Source organism: [Empedobacter] haloabium (genome assembly GCA_008011715.2).
In the GTDB taxonomy this organism is placed as follows: Bacteria; Pseudomonadota; Gammaproteobacteria; order Burkholderiales; family Burkholderiaceae_D; genus Rugamonas; species Rugamonas haloabia.
Map to the genome: position 1 here is coordinate 188817 of CP136508.1, position 14072 is coordinate 202888.

Annotated in this window: 15 protein-coding genes and 2 pseudogenes; 9 read left to right on the plus strand and 8 right to left on the minus strand. The window is 65.5% G+C overall.

Annotated elements, in window-relative coordinates; genetic code table 11:
• Positions 1 to 5 precede the first annotated feature (5 nt).
• Entirely contained in the window at positions 6 to 1403 is a 1398-nt protein-coding gene (locus E7V67_000785; protein WUR13675.1) for a metallophosphoesterase, read from the minus strand.
• A gap of 91 nt (positions 1404 to 1494) precedes the next feature.
• On the opposite strand from E7V67_000785, the gene E7V67_000790 reads away from it, so the two are divergent.
• A complete protein-coding gene (locus E7V67_000790) occupies positions 1495 to 2205 on the plus strand; it encodes an HAD family hydrolase (protein WUR13676.1) in 711 nt (236 codons plus the stop codon).
• A 56-nt stretch (positions 2206 to 2261) separates the two neighbouring features.
• Positions 2262 to 3279: pseudogene (gene hrcA, locus E7V67_000795) on the plus strand (heat-inducible transcriptional repressor HrcA).
• 117 nt (positions 3280 to 3396) lie between these two features.
• On the opposite strand, the gene fur reads toward hrcA, so the two are convergent.
• A complete protein-coding gene (gene fur, locus E7V67_000800; protein ID WUR13677.1) occupies positions 3397 to 3825 on the minus strand; it encodes a ferric iron uptake transcriptional regulator in 429 nt (142 codons plus the stop codon).
• 121 nt (positions 3826 to 3946) lie between these two features.
• On the opposite strand from fur, the gene E7V67_000805 reads away from it, so the two are divergent.
• From E7V67_000805 to E7V67_000825, 5 genes and pseudogenes are all read left to right on the plus strand, one after another.
• Entirely contained in the window at positions 3947 to 4570 is a 624-nt protein-coding gene (locus E7V67_000805) for an outer membrane protein assembly factor BamE (protein WUR13678.1), read from the plus strand.
• A 19-nt stretch (positions 4571 to 4589) separates the two neighbouring features.
• A pseudogene (dapB, locus tag E7V67_000810) lies at positions 4590 to 5400 on the plus strand (4-hydroxy-tetrahydrodipicolinate reductase).
• Between the two features lie 320 nt (positions 5401 to 5720).
• Positions 5721 to 6062: a MotA/TolQ/ExbB proton channel family protein gene (locus E7V67_000815; GenBank protein WUR16200.1), complete on the plus strand. Its 342-nt coding sequence runs from the start codon at positions 5721 to 5723 to the stop codon at positions 6060 to 6062.
• An 18-nt stretch (positions 6063 to 6080) separates the two neighbouring features.
• Positions 6081 to 6503 carry a biopolymer transporter ExbD gene (locus tag E7V67_000820; protein ID WUR13679.1) on the plus strand — a complete coding sequence of 141 codons (423 nt, stop codon included), beginning with the start codon at positions 6081 to 6083 and terminating at the stop codon, positions 6501 to 6503.
• Positions 6503 to 6829 carry a barstar family protein gene (locus E7V67_000825; protein ID WUR13680.1) on the plus strand — a complete coding sequence of 109 codons (327 nt, stop codon included), beginning with the start codon at positions 6503 to 6505 and terminating at the stop codon, positions 6827 to 6829. The genes E7V67_000820 and E7V67_000825 overlap by 1 nt, the downstream gene beginning before the upstream one ends.
• A 57-nt stretch (positions 6830 to 6886) precedes the next feature.
• Here the strand turns inward: E7V67_000825 and E7V67_000830 are convergent, their stop codons facing one another.
• From E7V67_000830 to E7V67_000855, 6 genes are all read right to left on the minus strand, one after another.
• Positions 6887 to 7201: a hypothetical protein gene (locus tag E7V67_000830; protein ID WUR13681.1), complete on the minus strand. Its 315-nt coding sequence runs from the start codon at positions 7199 to 7201 to the stop codon at positions 6887 to 6889.
• A 7-nt stretch (positions 7202 to 7208) separates the two neighbouring features.
• A complete protein-coding gene (locus E7V67_000835; protein WUR13682.1) occupies positions 7209 to 8099 on the minus strand; it encodes a hypothetical protein in 891 nt (296 codons plus the stop codon).
• Positions 8100 to 8234: 135 nt separating this feature from the next.
• Entirely contained in the window at positions 8235 to 9023 is a 789-nt protein-coding gene (gene map / locus E7V67_000840) for a type I methionyl aminopeptidase (GenBank protein ID WUR13683.1), read from the minus strand.
• Entirely contained in the window at positions 9016 to 9246 is a 231-nt protein-coding gene (locus tag E7V67_000845; GenBank protein WUR13684.1) for a ParD-like family protein, read from the minus strand. The genes map and E7V67_000845 overlap by 8 nt, the downstream gene beginning before the upstream one ends.
• 324 nt (positions 9247 to 9570) lie before the next feature.
• Positions 9571 to 9936 carry a VOC family protein gene (locus E7V67_000850; protein ID WUR13685.1) on the minus strand — a complete coding sequence of 122 codons (366 nt, stop codon included), beginning with the start codon at positions 9934 to 9936 and terminating at the stop codon, positions 9571 to 9573.
• A 70-nt stretch (positions 9937 to 10006) separates the two neighbouring features.
• The gene (locus E7V67_000855; protein ID WUR13686.1) at positions 10007 to 10747 is read right to left on the minus strand and encodes a helix-turn-helix transcriptional regulator; all 741 of its coding nucleotides are present in this window, start codon (positions 10745 to 10747) and stop codon (positions 10007 to 10009) included.
• A 66-nt stretch (positions 10748 to 10813) separates the two neighbouring features.
• On the opposite strand from E7V67_000855, the gene leuS reads away from it, so the two are divergent.
• Together leuS and lptE are read left to right on the plus strand one after the other, a co-directional pair.
• On the plus strand, positions 10814 to 13456 hold the full coding sequence (leuS, locus tag E7V67_000860; protein WUR13687.1) for a leucine--tRNA ligase: 2643 nt from the start codon (positions 10814 to 10816) through the stop codon (positions 13454 to 13456).
• 2 nt (positions 13457 to 13458) lie between these two features.
• A complete protein-coding gene (gene lptE, locus E7V67_000865; protein ID WUR13688.1) occupies positions 13459 to 14067 on the plus strand; it encodes an LPS assembly lipoprotein LptE in 609 nt (202 codons plus the stop codon).
• Positions 14068 to 14072: the final 5 nt, after the last annotated feature.

Consider the following 14072-nt stretch of genomic DNA (forward strand, 5'->3'; position numbering starts at 1 on the left):
CACTGCTAGCGGATCTGCGCCGTTTCGCAGCGCGCTTGCCGGTCCGTCAGCGTGCAGCGGTTCCTGACCGCGCCATGGCGGTCGTGCACCTCGACCCGCCAGCTGCCCGGCCCGGTGCGCTCCATCGTCATGAAGCCGAAGCCGCCTACCCAGGAGCTGAAAGCGCCGATGACGGCGCCCGGCGCCGGCTGCACGGCCATCGGATCGTCCGGCAGCGGCACGGTGGCTTCGGCCGTGCCGGAAAAGCCCGTGACGAACTGGGTTGGATGGGGGCTGGCGAAACTGACCTGCTGCCACAGGTGCACGTGGCCGGACAGCAGCGCCTGCACGTTGGCCGGCAGCAGCAAGGGGTTGATGGAACCGAAGCTGTCCTGCAGGCCCTTGTCGCCCAGTTGCAGGTAGCGCTGGCCGTGCTTGTCCAGGTCGGCGCCGAAGCCCAGGATCGGATGGTGGTTCGCCAGCAGGTTGTATGGCGTGCGCTGCGCCAGCGCCGCCACTTTCGTGTACGCGTCGCGATAGCGCTCGTAGCCGGTGTCGCCCGGCTTCAGGCCCTTCCACGTGGTGGCGGCCGTGTCCACCACCAGCAATTGCGTGTCCGGCGCCAGCGGTATGGCGTAGGGATCGCTGTAGTCGCCCAGTTGATCGTCGGCGGCCAGGTTGCAGTCGCGCCCCGGTGCCAGCGGACGCGGGTCGAGGAAGCGCCACCAGCCCTGGCCGCCGCGCACGCAGGTTTCATGGTTGCCGCGCGCGACTACCCAGGGCGCGGCCCGCAGCAGCGGCTCGGCGGGACGGAAGAAATCCTCGCGCCAGGTGTCCCAGCCGTAACCCCACGGGCTGCCGGCGCAGCCGGCATTGCCGTCGGGGCAGGGATTCTCGCGATAATGATAGTCGCCCACGTGGATGACCAGGTCCGGGCCCCAGGCAGCCGCGGCGGCCGCGACGGTGCCGAACGGCGCCTGCTCGGGATCGTTGCAGGCCTGATAAGCGTTGTCGGCCTTCTTGAGGCGGCAACCGGTGTCGCCGATGACGACGATCCTGCGTGCTTCGGACCGGGGCAGCGGCAGCGGCTGGCCCGCCACGCTGGCGGCGCGTGTGCCCGCTGGCAGCGGCAATTCGCACGTGAGCACAGGAAAGGCGGAGGGCTTCGAATCGGTGCTGCTGGAGGCGGTGGGGCGCTGCGCGATGGTCGCGGCAGGCGAGCGCAGCCGCATCGGCTGGACGCTGCCGTCGAGTTCAATGGCGGGGCATTCGCTTGCACTGCTGAGCACACGTGCCGTGGCGCTGCCCTGTTCGCCCAGCACCACGTACGCCGACAGCATGGAACTGGTGGGCTGAACGCTGGCGCAGCCCGCCAGCAGGGCCGCGGGCAGCAGCCGCAGGAACACCGGGTTACTCGTCAGCACGGGATCTCCTGGAAAAATTGCGTCTTTCGCATTCTACCTGTGCCGCTCTGCTGGACGTGGCAAGCATTTCAGGGCATGCGACAATGGTGTCATGAACGCATTCCACCGCCCCCGCGCCGTCCTGTTCGACCTGGACGATACGCTCTGGCCCATCGCGCCCGTCATTGCCGAAGCGGAGCTCACGCTGCACGCGTGGCTGGCCGCGCACGCGCCCAAGGTGGCGCAGGCCTTTTCGATCGAGGAACTGCGCGCACGCCGGATGGCGCTGCTCGCGGCCGAGCCGGAGTACCACCTGGACCTGGCCAGGCTGCGCCGCGCCGCGTTGCACGCGGCGTTCGAACACGTGGGCGAGAACGTCCAGCATCTCGACGGGGCCATGCAGCATTTCCTCGCGGCACGCAACGCTGTCAAACCCTATGACGACGTGCTGCCGGGCCTGCTGCACCTGGCCGACCGCGTCACCCTGGGCGCCGTCACGAACGGTAACGCGGACCTTGAAGTCATCGGTATCGCCCACCATTTCAAGGTGGCGCTGGCCGCCAGCCGTTTCGGCAAGGCCAAGCCCGACCCGGCGATCTTCCTGGCCGCATGCGAAGCGCTGGGGGTGGCGCCGGCCGAAACGGTGTACGTGGGTGACGACCTGCGCCTGGACGTCGAGGGGGCGCAGAAAGCCGGCCTGCGCGCCGTGTGGATGAACCGCACGGGCAGTACCGCTCACCTGGAGGCGGGGATCGTGCCCGATGCGATCTGCAGCAGTCTGGAGGAGTTGATTGCGTGGCTGGAACAACAGTTGGGCGATTGAATTTCCTGTGCTGTCGCCAGCCGTGCATAATAGTGTGTACGCCTGAAGATTGAACTATGCAACTCGATAACCGTGCCCAAACCCTGCTCAAAGCCCTGGTAGAGCGCTATATCGCCGATGGCCAGCCGGCTCGGCTCGCGCGCGCTGTCGAAGATTTCCGGCCTTGACCTGTCCCCGGCCACGATCCGCAACATCATGGCCGACCTGGAAGAGCTCGGCTATGTCGCCAGTCCCCACACGTCGGCCGGCCGCGTGCCCACGCCGCGTGGCTACCGCATCTTCGTCGATACCCTGCTGACCGTGCAGCCGATCGACGAAAGCGCCGTCGAGGCGCGCCTGTGTCCGCAGGCGCAGCCGCCGCAGAAGCTGATCGCCAACGCGGCGCAGATGTTGTCGTCGTTGTCCCAGTTTGCCGGCGTCGTGCTGAGCCCGCGCCATGAATCGGTGTTCCAGCAAATCGAGTTCCTGCGCCTGGGCGAGAAGCGCATCCTGCTCGTCATCGTCACCCCGGGTGGCGACGTGCAGAATCGCCTGCTGCTGACCGACGTCGACTACACGCCGGCGCAGTTGCAGCAGTCGGCCAATTTCATCAACCAGCACTACAGCGGCCTGGCATTCGACCAGGTGCGCACGCGCATGCAGGGCGAGCTGCGCCAGCTGCGCGACGACATGGGCCGGCTGATGCAGGCCGCTGTCGAAGCGGGCAGCGAGGCGATGGCCGACAGCGCGGAAGACATGGTGATCGCGGGCGAACGCAATCTCCTCTCGGTCAGCGACCTGTCGTCGAACATGTCGTCGCTGCGCCAGATGTTCGACATGTTCGAGCAGAAAACCGGGCTGATGCAATTGCTGGACGTGTCGTCGAAAGCGTCCGGCGTGCAGATCTTCATCGGCGGCGAATCGAACCTGGTGCCGATGGACGAGATGAGCGTCGTCACCGCGCCCTACGAAGCGAACGGCCGCATCGTCGGCACGCTGGGTGTGATCGGCCCCACCCGCATGGCCTACGAGCGCGTGATTCCCATCGTGGACATCACGTCAAGGCTGCTGTCGAACGCGCTGAGCCACAACTGAAAACCCGGGACAGTCCCCTGTTTCCAAGAAATCTTGCCTGAAAAATGGGGACAGACCCCATTTTTCAGGCAATAAAAAACGGCCCTCGCGAGGGCCGTTTTCATTTGCCGCGGCGGTTCAGTGCCGGTGCGGGCAGTTCGTTTTGGTGCAGTTGCCGTAGATCGCCAGCGCATGCTCGGCGATCTTGAAGCCGCGCTCGTCCGCGATGCGGTGCTGGCGCTGCTCGATTTCCTCGTCGACGAATTCTTCCACGCGGCCGCAGTCGAGGCAGACGAGGTGGTCGTGGTGGGTGCCCTGGTTCAGTTCGAAAATGGCTTTACCGCTTTCGAAGTGATTGCGGTGCAGCAGACCCGCCTGCTCGAACTGCGTGAGCACGCGGTAGACGGTTGCCAGGCCGACGTCCATATTGTCGGCCAGCAGAATCTTGTAGACGTCTTCGGCCGTCAGGTGGCGCACCGCGCTGTTCTGGAAAATGTCCAGGATTTTCAGGCGCGGCAGGGTGGCCTTCAGGCCGCTGGCCTTCAGGTCGGTGGGGTTGTTACTCATGTTTGGTAGTCGGTTTTGGCTGGAGTGCTTTATGATATAGCGTTTTGGCACTTCCGCTCAATCTGAATTGAGGTCACCTATGCGCTTCACCCCGGCCGTTTTGCATCGCACGCCCCCTTCCATGTTGCACAGTTTGAAACGCCGCCTGCCTTTGTTCGCGGCCGTGGCCGGCGTCGCGCTCGCGCTGGGGGGCTGTGCCGGCCGTTCCGTGCTGGGCCCGCAGGAAGGTGGCCGCGCCGCGCGCGAACCGGAAGTGCAGGTCGACCCGAAGCAGGGCGCCCAGACGATCACGATCTCGAAGGCGCAGAAATTCATGTGGTTCTTCTCGCCTTACCGTCCGGATATCCAGCAGGGTAACTTCGTGTCGAAGGAAATGCTGGCGCAACTGAAGACAGGCATGACGCGCGACCAGGTGCGCTTCGTGCTGGGTACGCCGCTGCTGAACGACATCTTCCACGCCGACCGCTGGGATTACCCGTTCCGCCTGGCGCGCGGCAACGGCGAACTGACCACCAGCGCCGTCGTCGTCTACTTCGACAAGGAAGGCAAGGTCGAACGCTTCGAGGGCGGCGAGCTGCCGACCGAGCAGGAATACATCGCCCGCATCGCCGGCCCGATCAAGAAGTTCCAGAAGGACCAGAAGCGCGACAGCGAAAACCAGCCGGCTGCCACGCGTGCGCCGCTGCCGGGCGGCCAGGAGTCGGGCAACCGCAATCCGGTCGAAGTCAACGTCAAGCAGAACTGAGGAAGCGATGAGTCAACTCATGGGTCAACTGAATATCGCCGTGGCCGGCGCCGGCGGCCGCATGGGCCGCATGCTGGTGGAAGCGGTGCAGGACGCCGACGACCTGCGCCTGTCCGGCGCACTGGGCATCGCCGGCAGCGACGGCCTGGGCCAGGACGCCGCCGCGTTCCTGGGCAAGCCGGCCGGCGTGCTGGTGACGTCCGACCTGGCCGAAGGCCTGAAGGGCGCGGATGTGCTGATCGACTTCACCCGTCCCGAAGGCACGCTGAAGCATCTGGAATACTGCGCGGCGCACGGCGTCAAGCTGGTGATCGGCACGACGGGCTTCGACGACGCCGGCAGGGCCGCCATCGCAGCCGCCGCCGAGAAGACCGCGATCGTGTTCGCACCGAACATGAGCGTGGGCGTCAACGTCACCCTGAAGCTGCTGGAGCTGGCTGCGAAAAGCCTGGCTACCGGCTACGACATCGAAATCATCGAAGCGCACCACCGCCACAAGGTCGATGCGCCGTCCGGCACCGCGTTGAAGATGGGCGAAGTGATCGCCGACGCGCTGGGCCGCGACCTGAAGGAATGCGCCGTCTATGGCCGCGAAGGCGTGACGGGCGAACGCGATCCGTCCACCATCGGTTTTGCCACGGTGCGCGGCGGCGACATCATCGGCGACCATACCGTGCTGTTCGCCGGTACCGGCGAGCGCATCGAGATCAGCCACAAGTCCAGCAGCCGCGCCGGTTACGCGCAAGGCCTCGCTGCGTGCCGCGCGCTTCCTGGCCAGCCACAAGACGGGCCTGTTCGACATGTTCGACGTGCTGGCGCTGAACGGCTGACGACAGCCATGGAGCATTTCAGCTTCGCGACGTACTGGGAGCGCGGCGACGCGATCAGCCACGCCGTCGCCTGGCTGCTGCTGGCGATGTCGCTGACGAGCTGGTTCTTCATCCTGTCCAAGGGCCTGATGGCCTGGCGCGTGCGCCGCAGCGCCGGCGTGGTGCGGCGCTTCTGGGATGCCCCGACTTTGCAGGATGGCGTGGCCGTCGTCGCCGCCGGCGACCCGGAAGGCATCTATCTTGCCCTGGCCAGCCAGGGCACCGTGCGCGTGGCGCCGGGTCCGGCTTCGCTGGGCAGCGCCGTTAGCCCGGCCGAACAGATGACGCGCCTCTTGCGCGACGCCATCCACCGCTCCACCGTGCGCCTGGAAAGCGGCCTGACCCTGCTGGCGTCGATCGCTTCCACCGCGCCGTTCGTCGGGCTGCTGGGCACCGTCTGGGGCATCTACCATGCGCTGGCAGCCGTGTCGTCCACCGGCCCGGTGCAGATCGACCGCATCGCCGGTCCTGTCGGCGAAGCGCTGATCATGACGGGCGTGGGCCTGATGGTGGCGATTCCCGCCGTGCTGGCGTATAACGGTTTCAACCGCGTGAACCGCCTGACCTTGTCCGAGCTGGACGCGTTCGCGCACGACCTGCACGCCTACTTGACCAAGAACTGAGCAAAGACTGGGGCCGCGATGGCATTCGGCGCATTCAACCACCACCGCCAGAAGGAAGCGATGGCCGACATCAACGTCACCCCGATGGTGGACGTGATGCTGGTGCTGCTGGTGATCTTCATCCTGTCCGCGCCGATGTTCACCAATGCCGTCAGCCTGGACCTGCCGAAGGCCAAGGCCGCGGCGGTGCAGCAGGGCGCGGCAAACGTCACGGTGGCGATCGACGCTGGCGGCACCGTCTACTGGAACGAACAGGCGCTGAAGGGCGACGAGCTGGCGCAGCGCCTGGCCGCCGCCGCCCGGCGCGACCCCCAACCCGAACTGCAACTGCGCGCCGACCGCGCCACCCGCTATGAAGCGGTGGCCCAGCTGATGGCGGCCGCGCAGGCGCAGGGCCTGACGAAGCTGGTCTTCGTCACCGACCCGAAGGAAGCGAAATAATGGCCAGTGTAACCCTGGACGGCGCGGCGATCCGCGATGAAGCCTCGTTCCACGCCGCCAGCCGCGCGGCGCTGGGACTGCCCGATTACTATGGCGACACGATGGACTCGTGGGTCGACGCACTCTCCTACCTGCGCGACGACGAAGGCATGACGAAGTTCCGCCTGAAGCCGAACGAGCTGCTGCAGATCGTCATCGACAACGCGCACGCGATGCGCACGGCCGTGCCCGAACTGCTGGAGGAGATCGAATACTGCGTGGGCGGCATCAACGAACGCTACGAAGACTACGGCGAGAAGCCGGCACTGCAGCTGGTGCTGCGCTGACGCGATCATGGATGCCGGCGCCGCTCCCGCCCTGCGGCCGGCCCGGCGGGTGCCGGCTTAACGCGTCCCGGACTGCCGCGGCTGCGTCAGCTCTTCCAGCGGCCGCTTGGACTCAGGCCTGCCCGGCGGGCACATGGTGCCCTGGCATGGGCCACCCTTGGGCTTGGGGACCCTGACAAAGTTGCAGTCTTCGCTCTTCAGGTTGCCACAGTGGCCCCGCTTGTTCTGCTTGTCGTGCGGGCGAGCGGTCATGCCCTCGGCTGGATCTGCCCGGGCCGCCGGCTTGGGGGCGGATTGGTCCTGTGCTGCGACGAGCCCCGCCTGCGAACCCAGCATCAGCAGAAATAACACGCTTCTTGCGACATTGTTCATGATGGCCTCACATGACACAGTTGAAGACAAACCTGCCGGGGTGGCGGGCGTTGCGCAACGCACGGCGCAGCGCGCCGGATCGCACGTCGATCGCGGCACGGCAAGACTGTTCGATGCCGGTGGGACCCTGTACCTGTTCGGTCTTCCAGAGCACCTTCAGTTCCAGCGTACCTGCCCGCTCCAGATGCCGGACCACCTGGCCCCAGTTGAGCTGATCGGGATGGCTGGCAAACAGGACTTCGCGATACTGGTGCGTGCCGGCGGCGATCTCGAAGGTCTGCGCTGTCGCCAACGGATCGGCGGAAAGCCAGGAGCCGCCTTGGCCTGGCACGTGACGCACGAAATACAGCCAGGGCAGCGTGACCGTGTGGGTACCGGCCGTCAATCGCAGCACCGCGCCACGCACCGCCGCGGGATGGGCTTCGTTGAAACGGGAAGTGGCGACCACATCCACAGGGACCGTCACGGCCACCGCGGCCGCTGCCTGCAGGCGCGGGTCGCCTGGTGGTTCCATGCTGCGGATATCGAACAGTGCGAGTTTGCCGATATTGATGTCGGCCGCCACGCGCCGCTCCAGCGACCCTACGCTTGCCGGCAATGTGAACCAGACGAGGGCAAAAATCGCGCTGGCCCCGGCGGCCCGGACAGTCCAGCCGGGCACCCTGCCTTCGAATTCAAGCAGGCCAGCCAGCGATGCCATTAGCACGGCAAAGGCCAGCGCCATCAGCGCCTTCAGGTAGGTCTGGGAGTTGGCCGACAGCACGGGATCGGTCCAGCATAGCCACAGCAGGATAGCGACCACGACGGTGGACAGAACGAGCCGGACGACGCGTTCGGCATGATCGAGAATCGTGCCGAAGTTGCCCGGGCGGCGGCGATGCGGGTGCCTGAGTGCCATAGGTCCTCGCAGAGGAAAGGTGCAAGCGGGCGCGGCAGGGAGAACAGGGACATGCGATTTCTCTGCAACCGACATCGCAGGTTAGCACTACAGACATTGAAAGAAAACCTGGACAATGACAACGCGGTCCTGGCCTCAGATCTTCTCGCCCGGCCCCAAGGTCAGCACATCGAATCCCGTTTCCGTCACCGTCACCATATGCTCCCACTGCGCGGACAGCGATCGGTCCGCCGTCACGACCGTCCAGCCGTCCGGCAGCGCTCGGGTCTGGTGCTTGCCGGCGTTGATCATCGGCTCGATCGTGAAGATCATCCCCGGTTGCAGCACCATGCCGGTGCCGGGGCGGCCGTAGTGCAGCACCTGCACGCTTTCGTGGTAGACCATGCCGATGCCGTGGCCGCAGTAGTCGCGCACCACGGAGAAGCCGGCGTTCTCGGCCACCGTCTGGATCGCATGGCCGACGTCGCCCAGGGTGGCGCCCGGCTTCACGGCGCGGATGCCGGCCCACATGGCGTCGTAGGTGACGTCGCACAGCTTGCGCGCGGCTTTCGACGGGTTGCCGACGTAGTACATGCGGCTGGTGTCGCCGAACCAGCCATCCTTGATGACGGCCACGTCGATGTTGATGATGTCGCCGTCCTTCAGGATCTTCTTCGGCGACGGAATGCCGTGGCAGACGACCTCGTTGACGGACGTGCACAGCGTCTTGGTGAAGCCGGCGTAGCCGACGTTGGCCGGGATGACCTTCAGTTCCTTGACGATGTAGTCATGGCACAGCTGGTCCAGGTACTCGGTCGATACGCCTGGTTTCACGTACGGGCCGATCATCGTCAGCACGTCGGCGGCCAGCTGGCCGGCGGCGCGCGACAGCTCGACCTGTTCCGGCGACTTGATCAAGATTTCGTTGCTGTTTTTCTTACGCATTGAGCGCCTCCCGGTCCAGTGGCGCCAGCCGCAGCGGTCCGCCGCCCGTGTCGCCGCGCAGCAGCAGTTGGCACAGCTCGCTGTAATTCAGGTCGGGATTGGTTTCGGCCAGGAGGCCGATGCGCAGCCAGTGCTCGGCCTGCGCGTTGATCGAGCGGCTCAGGGCGCCGCTGGCGATGCGCAGGTTCTCATGCATCTGGTCGGAGATCTTGACGATGCCCATGGTGGTGCCTTTATACGGTTTATATACGAACCGTATATTAGCATACCCGCAGGAATCGGGGACAGCCTCCCAATGGGACGCAAGTTGCTCGGTGAAATCGAAGGCTGTCCCTAATGCCGCCAAGTTAAGGAAAATTATCAGCCAGCCGCGGACGTCTTTGCGCCCAAAAGCGGAGAGCCGGGGTCGGCCCCGGCGGGTCTGACCCCGGTTTTGGGTCTGGGGTTGAGGGATATGCCTGCGGCCCAGCGAGTCTTGCATCCTTAACTTAGCGGCATTAGAGGCTGTCCCCCGAATCTGCCGAATTTGCGATCACTGCTTGCACGCTCAGCGTACCTGCTTCGGATCGAAATGCGGGTTCTGGATCAGTCCCAGCACATTGCCGAACGGATCGGCCAGCTCGGCGGTGCGGATGCCTTCGCCCACGTCCTGCACGGCGGAGTGAACGCTTGCACCCAGCGCGACGATACGCGCGACTTCGGCCTCGACGTCATCCACGCCCCAGTACACCTGGGTGCCGGCCGTGCCGGGCGTGCCGTCCGGGATCAGGCCCAGCTCGAAGCCGCCGATACTGAAGCCGACGTAGAACGGCTGGTCGAAATACGGCTCCGCGCCGAATACCTGGGCATACCACGCTTTGGCGGCGGCCAGGTCGGGGGCGGGGTAAATGGCGGTACGCAGTCCTTTGATCATGGGGAGTCTCCTGTTGTCGATGGCGCCATCTTGCCATGATGGCAGCAGGGGCGATTGGAAAAATGGAAGATCAGCGCCGCCATGCGGCCGGCGTGGTGCCGGCGAAATCGTGGAAGTCGCGGATCAGGTGCGACTGGTCGAAGTAGCCGCAGTCGAGTGCCACCTGCGCGAGCTCGCCAGCGCCGCCGTCGCGCAGGGCCGCGCTGGCGCGGCGAAAGCGACAGATTCTTGCGAACAGCTTGGGCGTCAGCCCGACCTGCTGGCGGAACTGCAGGGACAGGTGCTGGCGCGAGACGTGCAGGGCGTCCGCCAGCGCTTCCAGGCGCAGCGTGCCATGTGACGCTTCGATGGCCGCCACCGCGCGCTGGCCCAGCGTCGGCGCCGGGGCTGCACAGGCCAGGCGGGCGAGCAGTGCCTCCTCGATCCGGCGCAGCCGCGTGGCGGTCGTGAGTGCTGGCTGCCACAGCGCGTCCTGCAGCCGCAGCGCGTCGGCGCGCCCCCACAGGTCGGCCAGGTCGGCGCGGGTATCCGTCAGCACGTGCAAGGGGGCGCCCAGGAACAGGGTGGCGGCACCGGGCCGGAAACGCACGGCCACGGTCCGCACGGGCTGCCGCGCCGGCACCCAGATGGGGGTGCTCATCATGCCGACCGCAAAGGCGCCGGCGCCGGTGTCCTGCCACAGGATGTCGATGCAGTTGTCCGGCAGCACCCGATGGGGCGCTGCCGCATCGGTGTGCGCCGCCCACAGGCAGTCCACGTAAGGCCGCAACGCCGGGCAGGGCGCGAACTCGGTGTAGAACGTCAGCGCCATGCTGCGCTGCCGCGCACGGCTAAGAAGTATAATGTTCGGTTCATATTCACTAATTGTGCATCCATCATGCAAGACAAATATAGTCCCGCCGACGTCGAAAAAGCTGCCCAATCCCACTGGAAGGCGATCGACGCCTATAAAGCCGTCGAAAACGACCCGCGTTTCCCGAAGGGGAAATACTACGCGTGCTCGATGCTGCCGTACCCGTCCGGCAAGCTGCACATGGGCCACGTGCGCAACTATACGATCAATGATGTGATGTACCGCTACCTGCGGATGAATGGCTACAACGTGCTGATGCCGATGGGCTGGGATGCCTTCGGCATGCCGGCCGAGAACGCGGCCATGCAGAACAATGTGCCGCCGGCGCAGTGGACTTACTCCAACATCGCCCACATGCGCGCGCAGATGGAGATGATGGGCCTGGCCATCGACTGGTCGCGCGAAATGACGGCCTGCAAGCCGGAATACTACAAGTGGAACCAGTGGATGTTCCTGAAGATGCTCGAGAAGGGCATCATCTACAAGAAGACCGGCACCGTGAACTGGGACCCGGTCGACCAGACCGTGCTGGCCAACGAGCAGGTGGTCGACGGCCGCGGCTGGCGTTCGGGCGCGCTGATCGAGAAGCGCGAGATCCCGATGTACTACGCCCGCATCACCGATTACGCGGAAGAGCTGCTGGACTTCGTCGACAACAAGCTGCCCGGCTGGCCCGAGCGCGTGCGCATCATGCAGTCGAACTGGATCGGCAAATCGACCGGCGTGCGCTTCGCGTTCCCGCACCAGATCAAGGGCGACGACGACCAGCTGATCGGCGATGGCAAACTGTACGTCTTCACGACGCGCCCGGACACGATCATGGGCGTGACCTTCTGCGCCGTCGCGGCCGAGCATCCGCTGGCAACCCACGCCGCCAAGAACAACCCTGAGCTGCAGGCCTTCATCGCCGAGTGCAAGATGGGCTCCGTCATCGAGGCCGACATGGCCACGATGGAAAAGAAGGGCATGCCGACCGGCCTGTTCGTCACCCACCCATTGACCAACGAGCAGGTCGAAGTCTGGGTCGGCAACTACGTCTTGATCACCTACGGCGACGGCGCCGTGATGGGCGTGCCGGCGCACGACGAGCGCGATTTCGCCTTCGCGAAAAAATACAACCTGCCGATCAAGCAGGTGATCACGGCCGAAGGCAAGGAATACTCGCTGGACGCCTGGCAGGAATGGTATGGCGACAAGGAAGTCTCCATCGTCGCCAACTCCGGCAAGTACGACGGCCTGCGCTACAAGGAAGCCGTGGACGCGGTGGCCGCCGACCTGGCGACCCTGGGCCTGGGCGAGAAGAAGGTCACGTTCCGCCTGCGCGACTGGGGCATTTCGCGCCAGCGCTACTGGGGCACGCCGATCCCGATGATCAACTGCGCCGACTGCGGCGCCGTGCCGGTGCCGGAAAAAGACCTGCCGGTCGTGCTGCCGGAAGACTGCGTGCCGGACGGCACGGGCAACCCGCTCAACAAGCATGAAGCCTTCCTGGCCTGCGACTGCCCGCAATGCGGCAAGCCGGCCCGCCGCGAGACGGACACGATGGACACGTTCGTCGATTCGTCCTGGTACTACATGCGCTATACGTGCCCTGGCTCGAACGACGCGATGGTCGACAGCCGCAACGACTACTGGATGCCGATGGACCAGTACATCGGCGGCATCGAGCACGCGGTACTGCACCTGCTGTATGCGCGCTTCTGGACCAAGGTGATGCGCGACTTCGGCTTGGTCAAGTTCGACGAGCCGTTCGTCAACCTGCTGACCCAGGGCATGGTGCTGAACGAAACCTACTATCGCGAGGAAGAAAACGGCAAGAAGACGTGGTTCAACCCGGCCGACGTCGAGCTGACCACGGACGACAAGGGCCGCCCCGTTTCCGCGCTGCTGAAGGCCGATGGCCAGCCGGTGCAGATCGGCGGTACCGAGAAGATGTCGAAGTCGAAGAACAACGGCATCGACCCGCAGGCGCAGATCGAGCAGTACGGCGCCGACACCGCGCGCCTGTTCACGATGTTCGCCTCGCCGCCGGAGCAGACGCTGGAATGGTCGGGCAGCGGCGTGGAAGGTGCCAACCGCTTCCTGCGTCGCGTGTGGGCCTACGGCTACGCGCAAAAGGACCGCATCGCCGCCGCCGGCGCCGCCGTCACGGCGACCGCCACCACGGACGCCGGCAAGACGCTGCGTCGTGAACTGCACAAGGTGCTGCAGCAGGCCGACTATGACCTGAAGCGCATCCAGTACAACACGGTCGTCTCGGCCTGCATGAAGATGCTGAACACGCTGGAATCGGCAAAGCTGGACGATTCCGCCGAATCCTCGGCCGTGATCGCCGAAGGCTTCTCGATCTTCCTGCGCTTGTTGAACCCCGTGGCGCCGCACATCACGCACGCGCTGTGGACGGAACTGGGCTACGCCGCCGCGCACAAGGACATCCTGGACACGGCCTGGCCGCAGGTCGATCCGGCCGCGCTGGAGCAGTCGGAAATCGAGATGATGATCCAGGTGAACGGCAAGCTGCGCGGCTCGGTAAAAGTTGCGAAAGGCCTGGACAAGGCCGCGATCGAGGCGGCCGCGCTGGCCGAGGAGAGCGTGCAGAAGTTCATCGAAGGCACGCCGAAGAAGGTCATCGTGGTGCCGGGCAAGCTGATTAACATCGTGGTGTGACGATGGCGACGACGACTTTGATGACGCTGGCCCGCAATGCCGTGCTGGTGGCCGCGCTGGCCGCCGGCGTGTCGGCCTGCGGCTTCCATTTGCGCGGTTCCGGCGGCAACTACACGCTGCCGTTCCGCACCATGTACGTCGGCCTGCCGGAGTCGTCGCCGCTGGCGATCGACCTGAAACGCAATATCCGCGTCAACGGCAACACGGTGATCGTCAACGATCCGAAGGCGGCCGATGGCGTTATCGAGGTCATCACCGATCCGGAAAAGACCCGGTCGAAGACGATCCTGTCGCTGAACAGCGCGGGCCGCGTGGGCGAGTACCTGCTGAGCTATAACATCGTGTTCCGGGTCAAGGACGGCAAGGGCGCCGAGCTGCTGGGCCCCACCCAGATCACCCTGTCGCGCCCGATCACGTTCAACGAAACGCAGCTGCTGGCGAAGGAGCAGGAAGAAGCGCTGCTGTACCGCGACATGCAGTCCGACCTGGTGCAGCAGATGATGCGCCGCATGGCGGCCATCAAGCCGGGCACGCCGACGCCGGGCAGTTCCGTGCCAGGTCCCGGCAGCATCCTGACGATGCCGGCGACCGAGCCGGCCCCGCAGCAGTAAAGGGC